Below are 23,365 nucleotides of genomic sequence, written 5' to 3' on the forward strand. Positions count from 1 at the left end.
CAGTCCAGGAAGAGCCGGATGCCGAGCCCGCAGCAGCACCCTCCACTACCGCCGGCCGGGCGGTGGCTCGCGCTGCTCGTGCTCGGACTGCTGGCAGGGCTGCTGGGCATGCACGCCCTGGCACCCGGGGGCGCCCTCCACGCACACGAACACCTCGAACCGCAGCACATGACGGCAGTGGTCAGCGCCCCTCATGACTGCTCCGGAGACGGCGACTGCGGCGGAGGCCACCTCCAGCACGCCGACTCCACCTGCGCGTCAGGGACGGTGAACGGTGGGCCGGCGTTGCCCGCCCTCGTTCCCGACCCGGTGGCCGTACCGGTACGTGCCGACACCGTGTGCTCGTACGCGGGTGCGGCCCCGGACGGTGCCCGCGCCCCACCGTCGCTGGCGGAACTCCAACTCCTGCGGATCTAGACACCGAACGCCACCGCGCCCCACCGCTCAGCGACGCGGTGCGCCCCGGCACGTCCAGACCCCTTTTCCCATAGCAGGAGTTCCAGCATGCGCCACACCCGTACCTCCCTGACCCGTCGCACCGCCTTGATGGCTGCGACCGCCACCGCGGCGCTCACTCTCGCCGCCTGCGGCAACGACAGTGACAGCGGGAGCAGCGGCCACGACGGCCACTCCGCCTCCTCGTCGTCCTCGGCCTCGTCGTCCGCCGGCGGACACAACGAGCAGGACATGGCCTTCGCGCAGGGCATGATCCCACACCACCAGCAGGCCCTGGAGATGGCGAAGCTGGCTGCCGACCGGGCCTCGTCCGCCAAGGTCAAGGACCTCGCCTCGCGCATCGAAAAGGCCCAGGACCCGGAGATCCAGACCATGAACGGCTGGCTGAAGTCCTGGGGCAAGGACATGTCGTCCTCGATGCCCGGCATGGACCACTCGTCGGACTCAGGCATGCCCGGAATGACGAACGGCAAGGACATGGGCCATCTGGAGAAGATGTCCGGCACGGGCTTCGACACCATGTTCCTGACCATGATGATCGACCATCACAAGGGCGCCGTCGACATGGCCACCACCGAGAAGAACAAGGGCGAGTACGGTCCCGCCACCTCCATGGCCGGCGACATCGTCAAGGCGCAGACCGCCGAGATCACCGAGATGAACAAGCTTCTCGGCAAGAACTGATCCGCCCCGCGAGAGGGGGCCCGGTGCCCACACCGGCCCCCTCCTCCCCCTCTGGATGACGCGCCGCTGCCACTGGTCAGGTCTTCCCTCAGTGCGCGTGCGGGCCGCCCGTCGACTGCGGTTTGGTGTGCGGTACGAGGACGAGGGCGATCAGCGCGCTCGCCGCGGCGGTGATCGCGCTGAGGGTGAAGGCGCTGGTGAAACCATCGGCCGCGCCGTGTTCGATGCCCGACGCCGCAACGGTGGACAGCACGGCGACACCGATCGAACCGCCCACCTCGTGGAAGGTGTTGACGACACCGGAGGCAAGTCCAGCCTCCTGCGGGGCGACCAGGGCGAGCGCGGTGATGATGGCGGTGACGAAGACGGCGCCGATGCCGAGCGAGGCGAGGGCCAGGCCGGGCAACAGCCGTGTGTACACGCTGCCGTCCGCCGGCAGCCAGGCCAGCGGTGCCGTACCGGCCGTGGTTGCCGCCAGGCCGGCCACCGCGGTCGTACGGCTGCCGATCCGGCCGACCAACTGCGATCCCAGGTGCGCGCCGAAACCTGTGGCGACGGCGACCGGGAGGAAGACGAGGCCGGTCGCGAGCGGGCTGTAGCCGCGCAGGTGTTGGAGGTAGACCGAGCCGAGGAAGAAGAACCCGATGAGCAGCGCGGTGGCCACGAGCATCAGGAAGGCGCCGGCCACCACCGGGCGCCGGGTGAACATGCGCAGGTCCATCAGCGGGGCCCGGCCGGCGCGCTCGACGGCGGCGAACGCCGCATACAGGACGAGTGCGCCGAGCAGCGGCAGGACGGCCGTCGCGCTTGCCCAGCCCGCGTCGCCCGCGCGCACCAGGCCGTAGATGAGCGAGGCAGTGCCCGCGGTGACCAGTGCGGCGCCGGGCAGGTCGAGCCGGGCGCGCTGCGCGGCGCGTCGGGGCAGCAGGGCGGGCAGGACCGCCAGCGCGACGGCGCCGACGGGGACGTTGACGAAGAAGACCCATCGCCAGCCGGGCCCGTCGGCCAGGGCGCCGCCGAGCAGGACGCCGGCCGCCGATCCGGTACCGCCGAGTGCCGCCCACACACCGAGCGCCTTGTTGCGCTCGGCGCCGTCGAAGCTGGTGGTGACGATCGACAAGGCCGCCGGTGACAGCAGTGCGGCGCCCACGCCCTGCAGCCCGCGTCCGCTCATGAGCATCGGCGCGCCCGTGGCGAGGCCGGTGACCAGGGAGGCGGACGTGAACACCGCCAGTCCGGCGAGCACGGTCCGGTGGGCACCCAGGGCGTCGGCCAGACGGCCGCCGAGCAGCATCAGCCCGCCGAAGCACAGGGTGTAGGCGGTGACGGCCCAGGTGAGGGCCTCCCTGCCGAGGCGGAGGTCGGCGGCCATGTCGGGCAGGGCGACGTTCACGACCGTGACGTCCAGGATGAGCATGAACTGGGCCACGCAGAGCAGCGCCAGCAGAAGCCAACGGCAGGGTACGGGCGGTGCGGGCGCGTGCTCCGCATGGAGGGTGGGGTGGGCATGGCTCATGACGACTCCTCGGTACGTAGAAGTGTGGATGGACGCCACGGGCGGGCCGCCTTGAACTGAACTGTACGGCCCAGTTCATATGAACTCAACCGTTCAGTTCAGATGAAGGCTAGACTGACGCCATGAGCTCCGCGAACGCCGCATCCTCCGCCAAGCAGCCACCCGCCGGGCCGCGCGCCGAGGCCAAGCGACGGGCCATCGTCGCGGCGGCCCGCGAGCTCTTCCTCCGGGAGGGCTTCGAAGCGAGCGTGGACGCAATCGCCGCTGCGGCCGGCGTGTCCAAGGTGACCGTCTACAACCACTTCGGGAGCAAGGAAGCCCTGTTCATCGGGGTCATCAAGGACTCACTCGACGCCCCGCTCGGGGGCGCGCTGGTCACCGCGATCGACGGCTTGGCCGAAGCCGACGACCTGCGCGAAGCCCTGACCGACCTGGCCCGCGCCTGGGTCCGGGGCACCCGCACCAATCCCGAGGTCCTCGCCCTGCGCAACGTCGTCAGCCGCGAACTGCACCGTTTCCCCGAACTGGGTGCGGTCTGGCAGCAGGCGGGACCGGAACGCCACCACCCCGCCGTGGCCGACGCGCTGCGCCACCTTGCGGATCAGGGTCGGCTCGACATCCCCGACATCGAGGTGGCCATCCTCCAGCTGTACTCGCTCCTGCTCTTTCCGCACCTGGTGTTCAGCACCTACGGCACGAGCATCGACGACAGCCTCACCGACCGCCTGATCACCGGCGGCGTCGACATCTTCCTGGGCCACTACACGCCGCGCGTCACCCAGCCGTAGTCACCTGTCGCGGGCAGCAGCGCCTTCGCACCCCAGCGACCAGCTGATGCGGAGGTCCTCGCCTGCCGCCACCGACGGGACGCCAACGCCGTCGACGCGGTCACACCTGGCGGCGCAGGACGGCCCAGCTGCCCCAGCCCGCCTGGGCCTCGATGGCCTGCCACTGTCCGGGCAGCGCGGCGGCGACGTCTTCGGCGGGCAGGTACAGCGGCCCGTCCTCGCCGAGCTGATTGATCCACAACAGCACGCCGCCGGGGGCCAGCACTCGAGCCGTCTCCACCGGGAACAGCAGCATGTCGATCGCGGCGACGGCCACGACCTGGGCGTCGGCCACGGGCAGAGCGCTGGCGTCGGCCAATACGCGCGACGGTGAGCGTCTGGCGGCGTGGCGGAGCATCTGCTCCGACAGGTCCACGCTGAGCACCCGCTCGAAGGCGCCGTCGAGCAGCGGGGTGAACAGGCCGGTGCCGGAGCCGAGTTCCAGGCAGGTTCCGCCGAGGAACGGTCCGCCGCGGTCCAGGGCGTCGCGCAGCGGATCGTCCCGTCCGGTGGCGCGGCCGGTGTCCCACTCGGCGGCCAACTCGTCAAACTGAGCGGCGATGAAGCGGGCGGTGTCGGCGTCCCAGGCGCGGTGGCCTACGGCCAGGTCGCGGGCGAAGGCTCGGAAGACCTCGGCCGTCCCCACCGGCGGAAGGGGCTTGTCGCCCGGGCTGGACCAGGTCCGGGGCAGCGTCGCGGTCACGGCAGGCATGGCACCATTCCAGCAGAGCAGCTGGGCGGGGCGGATCGGCCCGGGGGTGGACAGTCAGGGTCCACCCCCGGATGGAGAGCGCGTCGACGCGCGTACTCCGTTGTCTTCCCTGGCGCGAAAGGCAGGTCAGGCCCGGTAGGCCACGTTCGTCATCATCCCCGCCTCGCCGTGGTACGCGTTGTGGCAGTGCAGCATCCACTGGCCCGGGTTGTCGGCGTCGAAGAAGACGGACAGCTTCTTCCTGGGCAGCACAATCGCGGTGTCCTTGCGGGGCCCGGCATCGCCGATCTGGTAGGTGTGGCCGTGCAGGTGCATCGGGTGCCACATGTCGGTGTCGTTGACGAAGTCGAGCCGTACGCGCTGCCCCTCCTCGATGACGATGGGGTGCGCCTGGGGCTTCTTCACGTTCAACGGCGTCCCGTTGATGGCCCAGTTGTACTTCATCATGGTGCCGGTCAGCCTGATCTGGTGCGTGACGTCGTTCTTGGCCGACTTCAGGCGCACGTCGTCGGCGGCGCGCAACTGGGACGCCGTCATGATCACGCCGTCGAGTTCCTTCGGGCGGACGGTCGCGGAGGGCTTGCTCCCTGAGCCGGTACGCACCAGGGCCAGACCATTGGCGTTCTTGCCCTCGGCGAGCGCGACGAGCGGGAAGACCCCGTCGCCGAGGGTGACCAGGACGTCGTAGCGCTCACCCATGCCGACTAGCAGGGCGCCGACTTCCTGGTGCCGGACCGGGAAGCCGTCGGTGTGGGTGATGGTCAGTTTGTGGCCGCCGAGAGCGACCCGGTAGGCGGTATCCGAACCGGCGTTGATGATCCGCAGCCGCACCCTCCTGCCGGGCTTGCCGGTGTAGACGTCCGGGTCGGTCGCCACGCGGCCGTTGATCAGGTGGTGCGGGTACTTCACGTCCCCGGCGTCGCCGCCGAGCAGCTTGCTGGTGGCACCCATGAGCATGAACTTCGTGGACATGCCGCCCGATGATGAGGCCGAGGCGGTGGGGGACGCGGAGTCGCTCCCCATGTCCATCCCGCCCATGTCCCCCATATCGTGGCCGCCCATGCTGCCGGAGCTGGGGCTGCTGCTCTCGCCCATGCCTGTGCCCATGCCGCCCATGCCCTGCTTGAGTTCGGCGAAGACCTGGTCCGGGGTGCCGGTGACGCCGTCGACCCAGTCGTCGAGCAGGACGATCCACTCGTCGTCGTAGGCGAGGCTTTCCTTGGGGTCCTCGACGATCAGCGGGGCGTACAGGCCGCGGTCGAGCTGGACGCCGACATGCGGGTGGAAGAAGTACGTGCCCGGTGCGTCGGCGATGAACCGGTAGGTGAAGGTGGAGCCGGCCCGGACGGCGGTCTGGGTTGCGGACGGCACGCCGTCCATGTCGTTGCGCAGGGCGATGCCGTGCCAGTGGATCGAGGTGGTCGTCTTGTTCGGGAGCTGGTTGGACAGCTCGGCGACCAGACTGTCGCCGACCGAGAGCCGGACCTCCTTGCCCGGAGTGCGGCCGTCGAAGGCCCAGGTCCTGGGCATGACGCCGCCGCCCAGGTCGATCATGGCGGCGCCGCGGTCAGGGTGAGTTTCTGCTGCCGTCCGGTGCCTAGGTGTACTGACCCGGGAGGTTGTGGACGGGTGAGCCAGGTCTCGGCTGAGGGATCTTGAACAGGTGAGGGCCTTCCGGTTCGGTGTGGACGCCTCATCGCGGTGATGACGGCCTGCCGCCGCGCTCGCCCTTGCGGGCGGCGGCGTCGAGTCCTTCCAGGGTCGACTCGGGGATGTTCTCCCGCCCGGTCTCCACTACGACCGCGAAGAAACAGCAACTTGCCGTGCCCGCTGAGGGTCGTACATTCCCGCGAGGAGTCCGGCGAGCATCTCCAGCACGAGCACGTCGCGGCCGAGCCGCTTCATCTCGTACACCGTGCGGATGACCCGCCACCCGCCAGCCGGACTGTGGCCATCACTCCCTAGGGGCGTACGCGGATGACTGTCTTCCCGCTGCGTCGCGTGGTCGGGTTAAGGGCACCAACGGCATCATCCAAGCTCGCGACGTCACCGATATTCGTCCGCAGCCGTCCGTCCCGCACCCGCTGCACGATCTCACCCAGTCCGGCAGGATCGGCCTCGACAACGAAGTCCACCGCCAGACCGTCGGTGGGCCGCGCCTCGACCGGGCCGACGACGGACACCAGCATGCCTCCGGCCCTGATCAGGCCAGCGGACCGCTTCTGAACGTCGCCACCGATGACATCGAAGACCAGATCGACGCCGCCGACGTCTTTCAGCGCGTCGTTCTCCAGGTCGACGAACTCATGCGCGCCGAAGTCAAGTGTCTTCTCACGGTCGGCGGCGCGTCCGGTGCCGATGACGTAAGCGCCGGCCTCACGTGCGAGCTGGGTCACCATCGTCCCGACTGCCCCGGCAGCGCCATGGGCGAGGACGGTCTGGCCGATCTGCAGGCGGCCGTGCTGGAACAGCCCCTGCCACGCGGTCAGACCTGAGATGGGCAGGGACGCGGCTACCGTGAAGTCGACGTCGCCGGGCAGCGGTGCGAGGTTGCGTGCTTCGATCGCCACGTACTCCGCCAGGGTGCCGTCGCGGTGCCAGTCGGCGAGGCCGAACACCCGCTGCCCGACCGACAGCCCCGTTGTGCCGTAGCCGAGGGCGGTGACCACTCCGGCCAGCTCGTGGCCGGGGATCGACGGTGTCTTGTCACGGCCGGCGCGATCGGTCCAGGTCGATGGCCACTCCATCTCAGTCGGGACGAAGCCCGATGCATGAATCTGGACGATGACGTCGTTGATCGCTGCGGACGGCTCGGGCCGCTCCGTCAGGGTCATCCCAGCTGTTCCCGCGTCCTGGTCGGTTACCACAATTGCCTTCATTGAGATCCCCTTCCTCGTGTGTCGTTGTGGGTTTAGATCTTCGATGAGCCAGGGTGAGGAAACTGCGGTGTCCGCTCGTCCACTGGTCGGTGATGCTGAGGGCGAGGTCCTCGGCGACCCTGCGTAGCGCGCGTCGTCCCAGCCGCGCCCAGGGGAAAGGCGGACCGCTGTGGCCCTGGAGGTCCTCGAACCGCACCGTGCACAGCTCCTCGATGTCATCTGGGTCGACCTCGATGACGAGGCGTCCCGCCGGGGCCATGAGTCCACCACAACGACGCAGCAGGCCATGAGGGTCGCCTCCTATGCCGATGTTGCCGTCGATGAGCAGCACCGTCTGCCAGCCTTTCTCGGCCGGCAGCCGGTCGAAGACCGATGCGCGCAGTGCGAGTCCGCCCAGGGCGGTGGTCAGTGCGACCGCGCGGGGTGTGATGTCGACCCCGAGGGCGAAGACTCCCTGGCTCAGGAGTGCTCTGCACATGCGGCCCGGGCCGCAGCCGATGTCGATGACGGGGCCGGTGCAGCGTTCCAGGACGGTGTTGTCGGCCGCCGTGGGCTGCTCGTGCCAGCGGTGGACCGGCATCCGGATGCGGCGCCCGTCATCCAGCCGTAGGTAGACCGGTCCGCGGCCGGGTCGCAGGGCGAGCGCGTAGGGGTCCTCGTAGGGATCCTCGTCGGCGTCGTACAGCTCGTCCTCGTCCGTTGTCACGGTGCTGCGCCATCCCCGGCAGGGGGCCGGCTCCCGTCGCTGCCGCCGGTCCGGCGCGCGCGGCGCAGTCTCACCGCGAAGGCGACCGCGGAGGCCGCGAAGAGCACGCCGGTGATCGCCAGCCATCGGCCGAGGTAGACGCTGTCGGACAGGCCCGTGTCACCGGGGTAGGGGACTGCCAGACGGAGGATGAGGGGAAACCAGACCAGCAGGAGCAGACCTGACAGGAAGGCGGGGACGCGCAGGTGGTTGATCCATGGCGTCCATGGCGCCGTCGGCCTGTCGGAGGCGTCGGCTCGGTGCCGTAGTACCGAGAGGGCCGACAGGTCGGCCAGTGAGTACAGGGGCAGCAGGATCAGGTCGTGGAGGACGGCCGCCCCGACGAACCAGATCGCCACCTCCCAGGGCTGGACGGCGAACAGGCGCACCATGGCGTAGCCGGTCAGGGCGAACGAGGCGATCAGGACGAGCAGGTGCAGGGGTCCGGAGCCGTACCAGCGGACGAATCGTGCCATGGTCACGCCCTGAAGGTGAGCCGGTGAACCCACTTGGTGTTGTTCACGCCGGGGTTGGCCGGGACGATGATGCGGGCCGGGTAGCCGTGGTCCAGCGAGAGGTCCGTGCCGTTGACGCGGAGGGCGAGCAGCGCTCGGGGGTCGCGGATCTGGTTGCCGCGCAGCACCACCCTGGTGAAGGGGCCGGGCGGCTGGATCGACTGGACCAGGACGCTTGCGGCGTCGGGCAGTCCGGCCAGGGCGGCTAGGTCGGCCAGTCGTAGGCCGCTCCAGTGCTGGTCCTCGGTGGACCATCCCTCCACACAGGCGATCGGCAGTGCGGCGGCGTGCTGGGGCATCGCCAGGAGCTGCTCGCGGGTGAAGACCCGTGGCGCTCCGCGTCCGTGGACCTCCAGCCGCCAGTTGGGTCCGACGAGCGCGGGGGTGACGCCTACTTTCGCCGCCGTCTTGTTGATCTGGAAGCTGTTCGGACCGCTGCCCGGATCACGGTTGTGCGGAGCGAGCAGTGCGGTGCCGCGCAGCCACCCGCCGATGCTCTGTCCGGCGGTCACGACGAGGAGGAGCAGCGATCCCGCACCCACCATGCCGAGCGCGCCGCGGCGCGTCATCGTCGGCGGGGCGGGGGCGGCCGCCACCAGGCCGTCGGGGTCGGGTGGTTCGGGCACGGTGTGGGCGAGGTCGGTGCGCAGTTCGGTACGCAGGCTGCGCGAGCACAGGGCCGGGGTCATCCGGCCGAGTCTGAGGCACACGTGGACGACGAAGGCGGCGATGAACACCCAGGCGCCGTAGAAATGGAGGCGGTAGAACGAGCCTGGGAAGACGTAGTAGAGCTGGATGTTCAGGATTCCGGTGACGAATTCGAAGATGACGCCGCCGACCAGCATCAGCAGGGACAATCGCTCCAGGCCGTGGGCGACGGAGCGTACCGGCAGCCATTCGAAAAGCTTCGGGATCACCGACCACAGCTTGGCCAGCAGCACCGGTACGAGGACCACGCCCAGTGTCACGTGCACGCCCTGGAGCAGCCGGTAGAGCCAGTACGGGTGGGTGGGCCAGGCGAAGAGGTAGAAGCCCAGGATGCCCTTGTCGGGGGTCTCGTCGTTGAGGGGGCTCAGCCCGGGGTTGTAGGCGGCGTAGGAGAGCAGTCCGGTGAGGAAGAGCAGCGGAATGCCGATCAGGAGGACCAGGCCGAATACCGATGTCAGCCATGGCCCGCGGATCGGACTGCGCCAGAATCCCGGCCGGAACGGCCCCGGGGGCGGGGGCATCTGACTGACGCGCCGCGCCACCGTACGGGTACGGGCGGCCGCCGACGCCACCGCAGCCGCCCCATCGGCCCGCACACGCCTCAGCCGCTCCCGTACCCGTCTCTCGTCCGGTCCCCGGCGTCCCGGCCCACTGCGTGGGACCGAACCCGACGGTCGTCCGCCGCGTGCCATCGGCATCCCGCTACCGGTGTTCGGGGTTCTCGTTGTCGCGGCGGCAGCCGGCGTCCCAGGCCGTGCGCTGGTTGCCGTAGGCGGGGATGCCCCCGAGGTCCTTGAGCGCGCGGGCCAGATGGAGCAGGTTCCAGGTCATGAAGGTGGTGTTGCGGTTGGTGAAGTCGTTCTCCGGGCCGCCGGAACCCGGGTCCAGGTACGAGGGGCCGGGGCCTGCCTCGCCGATCCAGCCGGCGTCCGCCTGGGGAGGGATCGTGTACCCAAGATGCTGGAGGCTGTAGAGGACGTTCATGGCGCAGTGCTTGACGCCGTCCTCGTTACCGGTGATCAGACACCCGCCGACGCGGCCGTAATAGGAGTACTGGCCCGCCTCGTTGAGCAGGCTGGAGCACGCGTAGAGGCGTTCGATCACCTGCTTCATCACTGAGCTGTTGTCGCCCAGCCAGATCGGGCCGGCCAGCACGAGGATGTCGGCCTCCATGACCTGCTGGTACAGATCGGGCCAGGCGTCCGTCTCCCAGCCGTGCTCCGTCATGTCGGGCCACACACCGGTGGCGATGTCGTGGTCAACCGCCCGTACGACATCCACATGCACTCCCTGGGCCTCCAGGATCGCGGTGCACCGGTCGATCAGCCCCTGGGTGTTGCTCGTCTCCGGCAAGCGCTTCAGGGTGCAGTTGATCACCAGAGCGCGCAGGTCGTCGTACCGGGCCGGTGGCACGTCGGTAGCGGGCGACGAAGTAGTCACACAGTCCTCCTGGAGCCCTGCCGCCGCCCGGTGCGCGGCGACTCGTCCACTGTGTCCAGCCTGGGTGTCGACCGCGGCAGCCGCCACCGCAACGCCTCCGAATGGTTCCGGCGTTCCGCGCCCCTCGGTCGGCTGCCGACGAGTGGCTGGGTCCGGTGGCCGCGCCTACGTTCGTCTCATGGGTACCGAAGGCGCGAGCGAGTCGCAGAACACGGCAGCAGTCGAGGACGTCGCGCACCTGTTGGTGCGTTGCCTGCGGGCCGAGGGCGTGGAGTACGTCTTCGGGATCCCCGGCGAGGAGAACATCCGTTTCGTCGACGCGCTGAACGGCTCCGGTATCCGGTACGTCCTGGTGCGCCACGAGCAGGCCGCCTCGTTCATGGCGGAGATCTACGGACGGCTGACCGGCCGGGCCGGCGTGTGCTCGGCGACCCTGGGACCCGGCGCGATCAACCTACTGCTCGGCACCGCAGATGCCATGACCAACAGCGCGCCGATGGTGGCCCTGGCCGCACAAGGCTCCCTGCGCCGTACCCACAAGGAGTCGCACCAGGTCATCGATCTGGTGTCGATGTTCGCTCCCGTCACCCAGTGGGCGGCCCAGGTCGCGTGTCCGGACGCGGTGCCGGAGATGACCCGCAAGGCGTTCAAGACCGCGCAGAGCGAGCGCCCCGGTGCCGTGTTCCTGGCCGTGCCGGAGGACATCGAAGCGGGGCGTCCCTCTGAGCCGCTGGCCCCCCTGCAGGTCGACACGGTGCGTGCCGATGCTCCGTCTGCCTCCCAGATCGGGCGGGCGGTCGAGGTGCTCACCGCTGCACGGCACCCCGTCGTGCTGGCGGGCCACGGCGCCGCCAGAGCCGGGGCCTCGGCCGCCCTGGTGCGGTTCGCCGAACGGCTGGACATCCCGGTCGCGACCACCTTCCACGGCAAGGGCGTCTTCCCCGACGACCACCCCAACGCTCTCGGCGCGGTCGGCTTCATGCGCCACGACTACGGCAACTTCGGCTTCGACGCGGCTGATGTGCTGATCTGCGTGGGCTACGAGATCCAGGAGTTCGACCCGGTCAAGATCAACCCGAACGGCGACAAGCGGATCCTGCACCTGCACCGCTTCCCTGCCGAGGTGGACGCCCACTACCCGGTGGCGGTGGGCGTCAAGGGTGATCCTTCGCAGGCGCTGGACGCACTCGCAGCAGCGCTCCCCGAGGGACTCACCTACGACGCCGGAGGCAGCGAGAAGATCCGTACGCTGCTCGACGAAGAACTGCAGTACGGACGCGACAACGACGCGTTCCCCCTGGTGCCGCAACGTGTCGTGAGCGATGTGCGCACCGCGCTGGACCGCCACGACATCGTGCTCGCCGACACCGGCGCCGGGAAGATGTGGATGTCCCGCCTCTACCCCACCTACGAACCGGACACCTGCCTGGTCTCCAACGGCTTGTCCACGATGGGGTTCGCACTGCCGGGCGCCATCGCCGCCAAGCTCGCCCGTCCGGACCGGCGCGTCCTGGCGATGATGGGCGACGGCTCGTTCCTGATGAACTCCCAGGAACTGGAAACGGCCGTCCGCGAACGCGTCCCCCTGGTCGTCCTCGTCCTCGTGGACGAGGAATACGGCCTGATCACCTGGAAGATGGAACTCGAACTCGGCCGCCACAGCCACACCCGGTTCACCAACCCGGACCTGGTCGCATACGCCGAGAGCTTCGGCGCACGCGGCTACCGGATCGAGGCCGCCGACCAGCTCTTGCCTGTGCTGAGCAGGGCCCTCGACGACGAGGGGGTCTCCGTGATCGCCTGCCCCGTGGACTACTCCGAGAACCTTCGCCTGACCGACAGACTGGGCAGTCTCCACGGCCCGTTCTGAACTGATGGATCCAGAACCCGGATCTTGCGGTCTTCATCCTTCTGAGGGGCGATTTGGGTTGTCCGCCTTGTGCACCCCTGCAGAGGTCTGCCACTCACCGGCCGAGGCGTCAGCGCTTCCCAGCCGCACTGACCACGGCAGGCTCGGTCATCAGTCGGCGACGACTGCGACTGCCCATGGCAAGGAGGGCCGCATAGGCGTCCACGCGACGGCCGGTCTATCCGGATTCCCCTGGCTGGTCCTTGGCCCACCACAGGAACGCGGCGGAGTGCTGCTGGTTGGCGAAGCCCTCGCCGACGAGGGTGTGCAGGAGGTCGTTGCTCCAGAGGATGAGCCGGCCGAGGGTCCAGTTCACCGACTCGGGTGCCGGCAGTTCGAGTCCGTACACGGCCCGGGCTATCTCGCGCTTGCCGCCCGCCAGCGTCGTGTACTTGAGGATCGACAGGAACCGCTCGGGCTGCACCACGCACAGAACTCTGGTGAGAAGCGCCTCCTTGAAGCCGGTCATCGTGAACGGCTTCACCCCTGACAGCAGGTGCTGGAGCCGCTCTTCCAGAGGTACCTCGTCGGGCCCGTACAGGAGGTACTCGATCGTGCTGCGGGTCGACTCTCCCGCCGCGGCGTCGCCCATGAGGTTCCAGGCGGAGTTGAAGGTGGCCTGGTTGCCGGGGTGGGCTCCGACATCGGAGTTGGCGAAATCCTTGAGGACCCTGGGGTCACAGGTGCTCAACCCGTCCGGGGAGAAGACCTGCTGGTACTTCGCCCAGTAGGCGGCGACCTGCGGGTCGAAGTCGGGCCTGGTGGCCAGGTACTCGGCCTTGAGCCGGGCCGCTCGTTCCAGCCACCGGGACTCGACGTCCTCGGGTTTCGGGAAGCGGGCCTTGAGGTCGCCGAAGGAGCGGACCTGCTCCTTCTTCGGGTGGACGGGCTCGCCGTGTTCCCATTCGTAGCCGCACCGGTGTTTCACGAGCCGGCGTCCGTCGTCCAGGGTGCGGACCAGTTCGACATCCTCGTCGTCACTGCACAACGGGCACATGGCCAGTCCCATGGCACCCCCCACTCCGTCGGTGTCCGCGCCGCCGGCGGCCTGTGCGCCTTTTGCCCCGAGGACCGCATTCCGGTATCCCGCTCGGACAGCCAAGGCAGCCGCCGCCTCCCGAGCCAATATTGGCATACTGCAAAGATGACAGGCACATCACCGCCTAGCCGCACCCTTCTCGTCGCATCCCTGTACGTGGCGCTCGCCATTGCGACCACGGGCTGCGCGGACAACTCCTCCGCCCACACTGCCGACGCCGCTTCCCCGAGTACCGGTGGTACGGCCGCTCCCGGCAGCGTTCATGTGGTCGTTGCCGGCGAGGTCGACCTGACGGTCACGGGCGCCGTCGCGCGTCTCGACCGCTTCGGTGACGGCTCGCTTGCCATGACCGTCCGGAACGACGACGGCGTCCCCGAACACCTCGGTATGGTCGCCACCCCCGACGGCAGACGCGGGGAGCTCGTCGGAGGGAAGTCCGCCGAGGGCGACGGATCACTCTCCACCGCCGGAATCCTGGTGACGAGCGGGACCAGCGTCACGTTCGGCGCCACGGACGGACCGCGCGTCCTGCTACATCACGTGCGCGGCATCAGCGCGCGACACACACTGCCCGTGGTCCTTCAGTTCGGCGTGGCCGGACTGATCCGGTTCCAGGCCCGGGTCTCCTCAGCCTGACCTGCCGGTGGTCCCGGCGAAGGCCGCCTCCAGCGCCTGGGCGCGGTCCGTGTAGCCGGTGATCCGTGTGATCAGGCCGCCGGTGACGCCGAAGACGTGGTAGCCCACGCTCTGCGGGGCGGCTGGCGGCACCGTGCCGAGAATCCGCAGCCCGAGGACGGCGGCCATCGGATAGGTGAAGGTCTCCTCGGCGCTCACCCGCAGTCCGAGCGCGTGCAAGCGGGAAAATCGGCTCAGCACGTGGGAGCGGGTGTGGCAGCCGGCCTCGCCTCCTTCGGGAGGACTCCAGTGCACGTTCGGGTGCAGGAGATCGGCCAGCAGCGGGCAGTCGGCGGTTTCCAGGGCTTCGCGCAGGCGAGCGGTGACGAGGCTCGGGCCGGGCCCGGTGCTTGATGGCATCTAACTCTCCGCCCGCTGGGTCTGCTCGCCGGAACTCCGAGCCAACCGGGTCGACTTGGCCGGACGTGAGCGTGGTCCTGTCGACTTCGCCGTTCTCGACCAGGCTGGCACCGCGGCGAGTTGACGCAGATACGGCCGTTGCCTGCCGGCGAGTGCCGTGCCTGCGACGTTGCCCGTCACCGGGAGGTCGGCGAGCCACAGGGCGATTCGGCGCAGCCGCAGTTGCCGGGGGGTGGCGGGGACGAACCAGCGGGCGGTCCTGCGGGCGGAGCGCTGCCTGCGGTTGACGGCCGGGCGCCACAGGCGTTCGTATCCCGCGAGTGCCTCCTCGACACTGCGGGATCCGGCCAACTGGTCGGCGAGGACATAGGCGCCGGCGATCGCCAGCGAGGCACCCTGCGCGGCGAGCAGGGACACGGCGTGGCAGGCGTCACCGACCAGGACGATCCGGCCGCGACTCCAGGACGGCAGGACGGTCTGGGCGACCTGCTCGTAGTAGACCTGAGGGGACGGTGGGCAGCCTGCCAGGGCGCGGGGCACGAGCCAGCCCAGTGAGCGGTACTCGTGGTGCAGAGCGGCACGGGTGTCCTCGGGCCGGCGGGGATCGGAGGCACGGTGCACGGCGAACGCGGCGACCTTGCCGTCCCGCAGTGCGTACAGGCCCATCTGCCTGCCAACGGTGTCGGTGAGGCAGAACCGGTCGCCGAGTTCCGCATGCACCTCGGGGTCGGCGAAGGTGAACGCGGCCGTGTGGTAGCCCAGGTGGCGTACGTAGCGTCGTTCGTCGCCGAAGGCCAGCGCCCGCACCGTGGAGTGGATGCCGTCGGCCCCGACGAGAAGGTCCGCGTCGAGGCTGCTGCCGTCGGTGAGCGTGACGCGGACACCGTAGGCGGTGGCATCGACGCGTGCCGGGCTGACGCCGAAGCGCAGGCCGACGGCGAAGGACAGGCGTTCTCGCAGGGCGAGTTCGAGGTCGGGCCGCATGATGCTCAGCAGACGCCCGTCCAGGGACCGGGCGAACCGGTCGTAGCCGAGATGGGCACGGCTCCGGCCCTGGTCGTCGACGAAGGTGGCCCCGGAGATCGGATAGCTGAGTTCCTCCAGCCAGGACAGGACTCCCATGGCCTCTGCGGCGTCATAGCCAGGACCGAAGAAGTCGATCATGTATCCCTCGGTGCGGGGGCCCGGCGCCTTCTCCAGGACCACGACCTCCCAGCCGAGCGCGTTGTGCAGACGGCCGGCGAGCGCGAGCCCGGCGATACCGGCTCCGCAGATCACTGCTCTCATCGGTGTGCGTCGCCTCTTCCACTTCGGGAGGACCGGGGTGTACCCACCCCACCAATACTTTTGCACTATGCAAAGCTTGGGCGTCAAGGAGGCAGGGCTGGTTGGCGGTGCGACGGAAGGCGCCCGGGCGGTTCACACCCGCCGACACGACACGCAGCGGCTGGAAGGGCAGTCTTAACCGGCTTCATGGGCTGAATCCAAGATCTTGACGATTCCCTGACGCCGGACTGATGCCTTTTTGACGTACGGTCGAACGCGGTGTGCCGGGAAGACTGGTCGGCGAAGTGTCCCTGGTGACTCGTCCGTCGTGCGTACTAACGGACGTCAAGGAAGGTCTTCCCGTGCCCCCATCGAAGTCGGCTGCCGTCGCCTCGAACGCCCCGCCCCTCGCCCCGGACCGGCGCGGCCCCCGCCGTTCCGTCCTGTTCTTCGCGTTCGCCTTCGCGGTAATCGCCGACCCCGTCTCCTCGGTCGCGTACGCGATCGAGGCGGCGCTGCGCGCCCTGCACGGTGACCTCGCGCTGCTGTTTCCGACAATGAGCCTGGTCATCGGGCTCGTCGTACTGGTCACCGCCAACTACTGGCAGCTGGTACGGCGCTTCCCCAAGGGCGGCGGCGCCGCAGCGGCTGCCGGGCGGGCGTTCGGCGCCCGCTGGACGTTCCTGCCCATCGGCGCCCTGGTCGTCGACTTCGTGCTGACCATCGGCATCTCGATCGCGGCCGCCGCGAGCGCGGTGATCGCTCTCTTCCCCGCCCTGGCCCCGTACCGGATCCCGCTCGCGCTGCTGCTGCTCCTGGTGGTGGCCGGGCTGACCTGGTTCGGGCACGGCGGGCGGCTGCTGTTCGCCGTCATGACCGTGGCCTTCGTCGTGATCTCGGTGGCCGTTCTCGTCCTGGGCTTCACGTCCCCACACGTCACCGGCCATGCGGCCACCTCGGCCGACCCAGGCCGCTCCGCCGCACTGGCGGTGGTCCTGGCCTTCCCGGTCGCCATGGCCCTGGCCACCGGCATCGAGGCACCGTCCACCGCGATCGCCCAGCTCGGCCAGCTCGATGACACCCACCGCCGTCGCTTCGGCCGGGGCACACTCGCCCTGCTGCTGGTCATCGTCGGCGGACTCACCCTGGCCCTGACCGCCCTCGCCGTGCGCCTGCACATCGGCATCCCCGGCTCCGACTCCACCCAGATCGCCGACATCGCGCACGCCGCCGCCGGACCGGGCTGGCTGTACGGCGCCTTCCAGTTGACCAGTTCGCTGCTACTGCTCGCCGCGGCCAGCTCCTCCTTCCAGGCCGGACCCGGACTGCTGAAGGCCCTGTCCGGTACCGCCGAACGGCCCGGTGTCCTGCCGCCGGTACTGGGCCGCACCAACCGCCACCACACCCCGTACTGGTCGGTCGTGGCCTACCTGGCCGCCGCCGCACTGATCATCGTCGCGGCGGCCGGCCAGGAACAGGAACTCGTCCTGTTCTACGCGGTCGCCGTCTTCGTCAGCTTCCTGGTCGGCCTGCTCGCCATGGCACGCTTCGCCCACCGGGAGCGGAAGGCGGCCCTGGCCTGGATGAACGGCCTCGCCGCCGTGGCCGTCGCCTTCACCCTCACGGTGAACCTGCTGCGCGGCTGGCCCGTCCTCTCCCTGGCCGCGACCCTGCTCGTCGCGGGCGCCCTGTACGCCCGGTGGACGCGGGCCGGACGGCCCACGGACATCGAGGACGTCGAGGCCCGCGCCGAAGCGGACTGACTCTCACAGGGCGCAATACGCCGCCTCGGGCACCACCCGCGACACCACCCCCTTGACTCGTTTTGCATAATGCAAAGGTATGAAGGGGATGCGATGAGTGCCATACGAGCGGCGACAGGCGGAAAGCACGTGCCCAGCAGTACGACGAGCGGTGCCAGACCAGCCTTGGGATTTCCTGCGGTGCGCACCGCGCCCTGGGTGATGATGGCGCTGGCCGTCGTGGTCGGCGCCGGGGCCGGTGCGGGATCGATCGTCTTCCGCTGGTGCCTCAAGACGTTCACCCGTCTCTTCTCCGGCCATGCGGACTACGCGGCCTCCCCCGGCGCGGTCAATCCGCACGTGCCCTGGCTCGGCCCGTACTTCGTTCTTCTCGCGCCCGTAGCGGGCGGCCTGCTCTACGGTCCCCTGGTGAATCGGTTCGCCAAGGAGGCGCGCGGACACGGGGTGCCGGAGGTGATGCTGGCCGTCGCCCAGCGCGGCGGGCGGATCAGCCCCAAGGTCGCAGTGGTCAAGACGCTCGCCTCCGCCCTGTGTATCGGCTCGGGCGGTTCGGTCGGCCGCGAGGGCCCCATCGTGCAGATCGGCTCAGCGCTGGGCTCCACCCTCGGCCGTATGGCGAAGGTGACCGAGGGCCGGATGAAACTGCTGGTCGCGTGCGGCGCCGCGGGCGGCATCGCGGCCACCTTCAACGCACCGCTGGCCGGGGTCTTCTTCGCCATGGAGCTGATCCTGGGCACCTTCAGCGCGGAAGCCTTCGGCGCCACCGTGCTGGCCAGCGTCACCGCGAGCGTCATCGGACGCGCCGCTTTCGGAAACACCGCCTTCCTGCGGCTTCCCGGCTTCCGGGTGGATCACCTGGCCCAGTACGGGCTGTTCGCGGCGCTCGGGGTGGGGGCCGCGGTGGTCGGGGTAGGGTTCTCCCGGTTCCTGTACCTGGTCGAGGACGCCTGCGACTGGCTGTGGCGCGGCCCCGAGTGGCTGCGGCCGGCGGTCGGCGGACTGGCACTGGGACTGGTACTCCTGCTCCTGCCACAGATGTACGGCGTCGGCTACCCGGTCCTGCAGAAGGCGACCGAGGGCGGCTACGCGATCGGCTTCCTGCTGCTGTTGCTGGTGGGCAAGATGCTGGCGACCAGCCTGACCATCGGCATCGGCGGCTCCGGCGGCGTCTTCGCACCCAGCTTGTTCATCGGGGCGATGCTCGGCTCCGCCTACGGCACAGTCGTCCACCACCTGCTGCCCGGATCGGCCGGCGCGGTCGGCGCCTACGCGCTGGTCGGCATGGGAGCGGTGTTCGCCGGCGCGGCACGGGCACCGATCACCGCCGTGGTGATCCTCTTCGAGCTCACCGGCGAGTACTCGATCATCCTGCCGCTGATGCTGGCGATCGTCCTGGCCACCGCCGCAAGCCGCCTGCTGACCCGGGACACCATCTACACCCTCAAGCTGCGACGGCGGGGCATCGACCTGGAAGGACCCGCCCCGGGTGCGCGGATCGGCACCCAGCGGGTGGATGCCGTGATGGAACCCCTGCCGTCCCCGCTGTCCGCATCGACGACGCTCGCGGACTCCGCCGATCTGCTCAGCCTCTCGGGCCACGGCGCGCTCCCGGTCGTCGACGATGGAGGGGCCTATGTCGGCGTGGTCACCGCCCAGGCGGTGGCCGAGGCACTCGCCGAACAGCCGGACAACGCACCGACCCGCGTCGGACAGCTCGCCGAGGCACCCCTGCCCGTGGTGGCCGACCAGCCGCTCGCCCAGGCCCTGCACACCCTGCTGTCGGCCGGGGGGACCGGCGTACCGGTCCTCGACTCCGAGCAGGGAAAACCGCTGGGCTGGCTCAGCCACCAGAGCGCGCTGCGCGCTGTGCACACGACGGCCTGAGGGGACGACCGGACGCGGTCCGCCCGGTTCCGGCGCCCGCCACCCCTTATTTTGCAGTGTGCAAGAATGGGTACGGGGGCCTCGAAGGGTGACAGCACTCCAGGGAGGTGCCATGCACAGCGAGCACACCCGGCGCTCCTACTCGTTCGCCTGCCTCGACTGCGGACACGGCTGGGAGGCCACGTACGACATCGACGTGACCGTGGACGACCAGGGGCGGATCATCGCCACGTACCACCTCGACGACAAGGCCGTCCCGTCACCGCTGCAGTCACCCCGCTGCCCTGCCTGCGAGCGCCGCAAGATACGCATCATGCGGCCGGGACGGGTGGCGACGGCACACCTATACGAGACGTGACCAGGATGCGGCCACATCATCAACCGCCCGACTGGCTGGAAGCACCGGGCCGGGGTGCCTGACCGGCTTCGCCCGCGCCTGGCTGCTCGGCATCGGTTTCCGGTGCTTCACCATCGCCCCACGCGCGACATCGGCGTCACCCAGGGACTGCGGGAAGCCGTGAAGGCCGACAAGTTCTCCATCGCGTCGTTCCGGATCGACCTGTTGGCGGGCAGGCGCGTCTACCAGGAGGCGCTTTTCGCGCCGGAGTTGGCGAAGACCACGGCCGCATACCGGCCACTGATGCGACTCGCCACGATCGTGGGCTTCTTCACGGCCCGGCCCGCCAACGGCCGGCTCATACGCGCCGGACGGAAAGAGCGGATGTGACCGCGCCTGCCCGAACTGGACCCGATCCGGCACTCGACCTAGATGGCATCATGCAATCTTTACCTAGAGCAAAGGTCTTCTTTCCCTGTCGCCTCCGTACATCCGGACAGCCACACGGTCCGCACCAGGAGGCATCATGCCCATCTCACGCAACGCGATCGGGTCCCTCGCCGTCGGCGGGGCACTTGCCGCCACCCTCGCCGCCCTCGTCTATCCGAGCATGCTGGGCATCCAGACCACCTCCTCGAACGCGTCCCGGATCATCGCGAACACCCAGTGGGGGCCACTCACCGAGTCCGACCGCAACTTCGTCGTCTTCGTGCGTTCCGCCGGGCTCTGGGAGGGGCCCTCGGGGGATCTGGCCATGAAGAAGGGGACGACCGCGGCCGTGCGGGAAGCCGGAAGGCACCTGGTCATCGGGCACGCGGCGCTCGACGCCAGCTGCCGGAAGATCGCACCCATGCTGAACATCACCATCCCCAACCAGCCGACGCCACAGCAGGCGGGCTTTCTCGCGACGTTCCAGTCGGACAAGGGCAAGCAGTTCGACACCGACTTCGCCAACATCCTGCGCGTCACGCACGGGTCGATCTTCAACACCATCGCGAAGGTCCGCTCCACGACCGAGAACACCCTCGTGCGCGCGTTGGCCGACCAGGCCAACGACGTGGTCCTGGACCACATCACACAGATGGAGAAGACCGGACTGGTCAACTTCGACCAGGTCAACTTCCAGATAACGACCCCGCCGAAGCTTCCGTCCGCCCAGGTCACTCCCCCGGTGCCGCAGGCGGGGGCACCCCAGGTCGTCCTCACGGTGCCCCCCGGGCTGTCGACCGAGGGAGTGCCGACGGGTCCGGCCGTCACCTCGGAGGGCTCCTCCGCGACATCCCCGACGCCCACGCCGACTCCGACGCCGACCGCGGGATGACACGGCCCGACCGGCCACTGTATGGCAGCGTGCAAGTTTTACCTTGCGCAATGATCGGTCGGCGTGACTCCCGCGTACCTCTTGACGAACGCTTTACTCGCGCCAGGAGGAATCATGCCCATTGCCCGCAACACGATCGGAGCCCTCGTCGTCGGCGGGGCGCTCACCGCCACATTGGCCGCCCTCGTCTACCCGAGCATGCTCGGCGTGCAGACCACGTCCTCCGATCCGTTCCGGATCATCGCCAACACCCAGTGGGGACCGCTGACCGAAGGGGACCGCGACTTCGTCGTCAAGGTCCGGTCGGCAGGGCTGTGGGAGTACCCCCTGGGAGAACTCGCGCTGGAGAAGGGCTCGACGGCGGAGATGAAAGAGGCGGGCAAGCACCTGATCGTGGGGCACGCCGGGCTGGACGAGCTGTGCCGCAAGATCGCACCCATGCTGAACATCACGCTGCCCAACCAGGCGACCCCGCAACAGCAACAGTTCGTCGCTACCTCGGCGGCGCAGTCCGGCCGACAGTTCGACTCCACCTCGGCGAACATCATGCGCGTCACCCACGGCCAGATCTTCCCGACCATCGCCAAGATCCGCGCCAGCACCACCAACACCCTGGTGCGTCAACTCGCCGACCTGGCCAACGACACGGTCCTGGACCACATCACGGTCCTGGAGAACACCGGCGTGGTCAACTTCGACCAGGTCAACTTCCAGCAGACCACCCCGCCCAAGCTCCCCAAGGACCAGCTCACCCCACCCGCCGCACAGCCCGGCGCCCCCATCGTCGTCCTCACCCCACGCCCCGACCTGGGTATCAACACCGCCTCGCCGACACCCACCCCGTCGGCTGGGTGATCAAGGGCAGGCCGCGGGGGCCCTCAGCGCTTCGCGTCGGCAGGGCGGGAAAGCCGGTAGGAGCGGACGACCGCGACCATGCTCGCGACGACGAGAGCGGATACCCACGGTGTCACGCCACGCAACGGCTGCAGTCCGCCCGATCCCGCCTCCACTCCGCGCGGGGGCACCCGCCCCTCAGGGTCGAACACGAGCGCGATCGCGTCCCCGGGGCGGGTCGTCCCTCCGCAGCCGCGCCAGATCCGGACCTTGAGCGGGACACCGTCGGCGTCCCGCACCGAGCACAGGTACCGGCCCCGCCCGCCGTCCGTGGCCCCGTCCTCGACCGAGGTCACCGTCACGGACTGCACCCGTCCGCGCTCCGCCAGCACCACGCCGGCCGCGGACTGCGGAGCGTGCAGCGCGAGACAGACACCCAGCAGCACGACGATGCCGACCAGAGCACGCCCAGCGCCGACGGATACGAGATACAGCGCGAGCGCCGCCGCGCACGCCAGGGCCCCCTCGCCATCGGCGAGCGAGGGGCGGCCCGTCCAGGCGCCGTAGAGCGTCGTGCCGAGGACGGCCCCGGCGGTGAGGAGCCCCGCGAGGAGTCCCTCCGCGACCAGCCACCACGGCGGAAGGCCCACGAACTCGGCGGGCCCCCACACTGTGGTGCGCAGATGCGTCAGGAGGTGGGAGTCGGCGGACGGCCAAGCCCGACGCGTACGGCGCACCAGTGCCATCCCCCGCGTCCTCCCTCACACTTCCGGCGTCCGTGCCGTGCGGCCGCGCTGTCCCGGCCGGACATGCGCGCACGACACGTGCCCCAAAGCGGGTCGCGTGGCCGGTGTTCACAATTCCCTTGCATTATGCAAGACAAGCGTGATCCGGAAAAGATGTGTCCGAAAACGGGGCCTGGTCGGCCGCGCACTGCGGTTCCTGCCCGTGCGGGTCACATGTCGTGGACCATCGCCTCGTCCACGGCCCAGCCGAGCGGGTGGGGATCCGGGTTGTCGGCGGCGGGGGTCGCCGGCGGCTCGCCGCCCGCCCGGTTGAAGGCGCCCAGAGCCTCGATCAGCGCGAGCCGCTGTGTGGGCCCGAGCCGTGCGACGATCGCCGCGATCTCGGAACGGCGCCGGGCGGTGACGTGCTCGACGGTGCGCCGGCCCTCGTCGGTGAGCTGGAGCAGGGTCTCGCGGCGGTTGTCGGGGTTGGTCTGGCGGTCGGCGAGCCCGGCCGCGATGAGCCGGTCGACCATGCGCATCGCGGTGGACGGCGCCACCTGGAGGAGGTCTGCCAGCACCACCAGCTTGGTGGCACCCCGGGTGGCGAGCACGACCAGCATCCGGAACTGCGGCAGGGTCACCCGCTCCTCGACCTCGCCGAGGGAACGGGCGGAGACCGCCACCAGCAGGCGGGAGGCGGTCAGCACCGCCCTGGTGACCGCGTCGACGTCGTCCATGGCCCCCGCTGGGGTCTCGTGCTCCGGCAT

23 protein-coding genes and 1 pseudogene are annotated in these 23,365 nt (G+C 69.7%); 11 read left to right on the forward strand and 13 right to left on the reverse strand.

The features are described from left to right. The first annotated feature begins 18 nt into the window (after positions 1–18). The gene (locus AB0D59_RS31390; protein WP_362572550.1) at positions 19–417 is read left to right on the forward strand and encodes a DUF6153 family protein; all 399 of its coding nucleotides are present in this window, start codon (positions 19–21) and stop codon (positions 415–417) included. An 87-nt stretch (positions 418–504) separates the two neighbouring features. Continuing rightward, positions 505–1,140: a DUF305 domain-containing protein gene (locus tag AB0D59_RS31395; RefSeq protein ID WP_362572552.1), complete on the forward strand. Its 636-nt coding sequence runs from the start codon at positions 505–507 to the stop codon at positions 1,138–1,140. An 88-nt stretch (positions 1,141–1,228) separates the two neighbouring features. Here AB0D59_RS31395 and AB0D59_RS31400 read toward each other — a convergent pair whose 3' ends face one another. Further along, on the reverse strand, positions 1,229–2,656 hold the full coding sequence (locus tag AB0D59_RS31400; RefSeq protein ID WP_362572555.1) for an MFS transporter: 1,428 nt from the start codon (positions 2,654–2,656) through the stop codon (positions 1,229–1,231). Positions 2,657–2,778: 122 nt separating this feature from the next. On the opposite strand from AB0D59_RS31400, the gene AB0D59_RS31405 reads away from it, so the two are divergent. Next, complete coding sequence (locus AB0D59_RS31405; RefSeq protein WP_362572558.1) at positions 2,779–3,444, forward strand: TetR/AcrR family transcriptional regulator; 666 nt, start codon at positions 2,779–2,781, stop codon at positions 3,442–3,444. 100 nt (positions 3,445–3,544) lie between these two features. On the opposite strand, the gene AB0D59_RS31410 is transcribed toward AB0D59_RS31405, so the two are convergent. The 7 genes and pseudogenes from AB0D59_RS31410 to AB0D59_RS31440 all read right to left on the reverse strand — a co-directional run bounded on the left by AB0D59_RS31410 (position 3,545) and on the right by AB0D59_RS31440 (position 10,482). After that, positions 3,545–4,195, reverse strand: a complete 651-nt coding sequence (locus AB0D59_RS31410; RefSeq protein ID WP_362572561.1) for a methyltransferase domain-containing protein — start codon at positions 4,193–4,195, stop codon at positions 3,545–3,547. A 126-nt stretch (positions 4,196–4,321) separates the two neighbouring features. Next, a pseudogene (locus AB0D59_RS31415) lies at positions 4,322–5,790 on the reverse strand (multicopper oxidase family protein); the annotation flags it as partial. 366 nt (positions 5,791–6,156) lie between these two features. Continuing rightward, on the reverse strand, positions 6,157–7,029 hold the full coding sequence (locus tag AB0D59_RS31420; RefSeq protein WP_362572564.1) for an NADP-dependent oxidoreductase: 873 nt from the start codon (positions 7,027–7,029) through the stop codon (positions 6,157–6,159). Further along, complete coding sequence (locus AB0D59_RS31425) at positions 6,944–7,780, reverse strand: class I SAM-dependent methyltransferase (protein WP_362572567.1); 837 nt, start codon at positions 7,778–7,780, stop codon at positions 6,944–6,946. The genes AB0D59_RS31420 and AB0D59_RS31425 overlap by 86 nt, the downstream gene beginning before the upstream one ends. After that, positions 7,777–8,295 (reverse strand): hypothetical protein, encoded by a 519-nt coding sequence (locus AB0D59_RS31430; protein ID WP_362573006.1) that lies wholly within the window; start codon positions 8,293–8,295, stop codon positions 7,777–7,779. Before AB0D59_RS31430 ends, AB0D59_RS31425 begins: the two co-directional genes overlap by 4 nt. Positions 8,296–8,297: 2 nt before the next feature. Further along, positions 8,298–9,563, reverse strand: coding sequence for a molybdopterin-dependent oxidoreductase (locus AB0D59_RS31435; protein ID WP_362572570.1), 1,266 nt, complete (start codon positions 9,561–9,563; stop codon positions 8,298–8,300). A 181-nt stretch (positions 9,564–9,744) separates the two neighbouring features. Beyond that, positions 9,745–10,482 carry a flavodoxin family protein gene (locus tag AB0D59_RS31440; RefSeq protein WP_362572573.1) on the reverse strand — a complete coding sequence of 246 codons (738 nt, stop codon included), beginning with the start codon at positions 10,480–10,482 and terminating at the stop codon, positions 9,745–9,747. A 178-nt stretch (positions 10,483–10,660) separates the two neighbouring features. Between AB0D59_RS31440 and AB0D59_RS31445 the strand changes: the two genes are divergently transcribed. After that, on the forward strand, positions 10,661–12,352 hold the full coding sequence (locus tag AB0D59_RS31445; protein ID WP_362572576.1) for an acetolactate synthase large subunit: 1,692 nt from the start codon (positions 10,661–10,663) through the stop codon (positions 12,350–12,352). Between the two features lie 217 nt (positions 12,353–12,569). Here AB0D59_RS31445 and AB0D59_RS31450 read toward each other — a convergent pair whose 3' ends face one another. Further along, positions 12,570–13,400, reverse strand: coding sequence for a hypothetical protein (locus AB0D59_RS31450; protein WP_362572578.1), 831 nt, complete (start codon positions 13,398–13,400; stop codon positions 12,570–12,572). A 135-nt stretch (positions 13,401–13,535) separates the two neighbouring features. Here AB0D59_RS31450 and AB0D59_RS31455 point away from each other — a divergent pair, with 135 nt between their 5' ends. Further along, positions 13,536–14,066, forward strand: a complete 531-nt coding sequence (locus AB0D59_RS31455; RefSeq protein ID WP_362572581.1) for a hypothetical protein — start codon at positions 13,536–13,538, stop codon at positions 14,064–14,066. Here AB0D59_RS31455 and AB0D59_RS31460 read toward each other — a convergent pair. Next, positions 14,058–14,465 (reverse strand): nuclear transport factor 2 family protein, encoded by a 408-nt coding sequence (locus AB0D59_RS31460; protein ID WP_362572584.1) that lies wholly within the window; start codon positions 14,463–14,465, stop codon positions 14,058–14,060. The two genes, AB0D59_RS31455 and AB0D59_RS31460, sit on opposite strands and share 9 nt — an antisense overlap. After that, positions 14,466–15,752 carry an FAD-dependent monooxygenase gene (locus AB0D59_RS31465; protein ID WP_362572587.1) on the reverse strand — a complete coding sequence of 429 codons (1,287 nt, stop codon included), beginning with the start codon at positions 15,750–15,752 and terminating at the stop codon, positions 14,466–14,468. A 341-nt stretch (positions 15,753–16,093) separates the two neighbouring features. Between AB0D59_RS31465 and AB0D59_RS31470 the strand changes: the two genes are divergently transcribed. The 6 genes from AB0D59_RS31470 (at position 16,094) to AB0D59_RS31495 (ending at position 21,891) form a co-directional block, all read left to right on the forward strand. After that, entirely contained in the window at positions 16,094–17,494 is a 1,401-nt protein-coding gene (locus AB0D59_RS31470) for an amino acid permease (RefSeq protein ID WP_362572589.1), read from the forward strand. Between the two features lie 204 nt (positions 17,495–17,698). Further along, positions 17,699–19,378 carry a chloride channel protein gene (locus AB0D59_RS31475; RefSeq protein ID WP_362573009.1) on the forward strand — a complete coding sequence of 560 codons (1,680 nt, stop codon included), beginning with the start codon at positions 17,699–17,701 and terminating at the stop codon, positions 19,376–19,378. A 112-nt stretch (positions 19,379–19,490) separates the two neighbouring features. Continuing rightward, a complete protein-coding gene (locus AB0D59_RS31480; protein WP_362572592.1) occupies positions 19,491–19,736 on the forward strand; it encodes a hypothetical protein in 246 nt (81 codons plus the stop codon). A 102-nt stretch (positions 19,737–19,838) separates the two neighbouring features. Continuing rightward, the gene (locus tag AB0D59_RS31485; protein ID WP_362572595.1) at positions 19,839–20,105 is read left to right on the forward strand and encodes a DUF4396 domain-containing protein; all 267 of its coding nucleotides are present in this window, start codon (positions 19,839–19,841) and stop codon (positions 20,103–20,105) included. A gap of 136 nt (positions 20,106–20,241) precedes the next feature. Then, positions 20,242–21,036: a DUF4142 domain-containing protein gene (locus AB0D59_RS31490; RefSeq protein ID WP_362572598.1), complete on the forward strand. Its 795-nt coding sequence runs from the start codon at positions 20,242–20,244 to the stop codon at positions 21,034–21,036. Positions 21,037–21,150: 114 nt separating this feature from the next. Next, positions 21,151–21,891: a DUF4142 domain-containing protein gene (locus tag AB0D59_RS31495; RefSeq protein WP_362572601.1), complete on the forward strand. Its 741-nt coding sequence runs from the start codon at positions 21,151–21,153 to the stop codon at positions 21,889–21,891. Between the two features lie 23 nt (positions 21,892–21,914). Here the strand turns inward: AB0D59_RS31495 and AB0D59_RS31500 are convergent, their stop codons facing one another. Both AB0D59_RS31500 and AB0D59_RS31505 read right to left on the reverse strand, forming a co-directional pair. Continuing rightward, complete coding sequence (locus tag AB0D59_RS31500) at positions 21,915–22,616, reverse strand: hypothetical protein (protein ID WP_362572604.1); 702 nt, start codon at positions 22,614–22,616, stop codon at positions 21,915–21,917. Between the two features lie 209 nt (positions 22,617–22,825). Beyond that, positions 22,826–23,365 carry a MarR family transcriptional regulator gene (locus AB0D59_RS31505; RefSeq protein WP_362572607.1) on the reverse strand — a complete coding sequence of 180 codons (540 nt, stop codon included), beginning with the start codon at positions 23,363–23,365 and terminating at the stop codon, positions 22,826–22,828.

This window comes from Streptomyces sp. NPDC048417 (assembly GCF_040651615.1).
Taxonomy (GTDB): Bacteria; Actinomycetota; Actinomycetes; order Streptomycetales; family Streptomycetaceae; genus Streptomyces.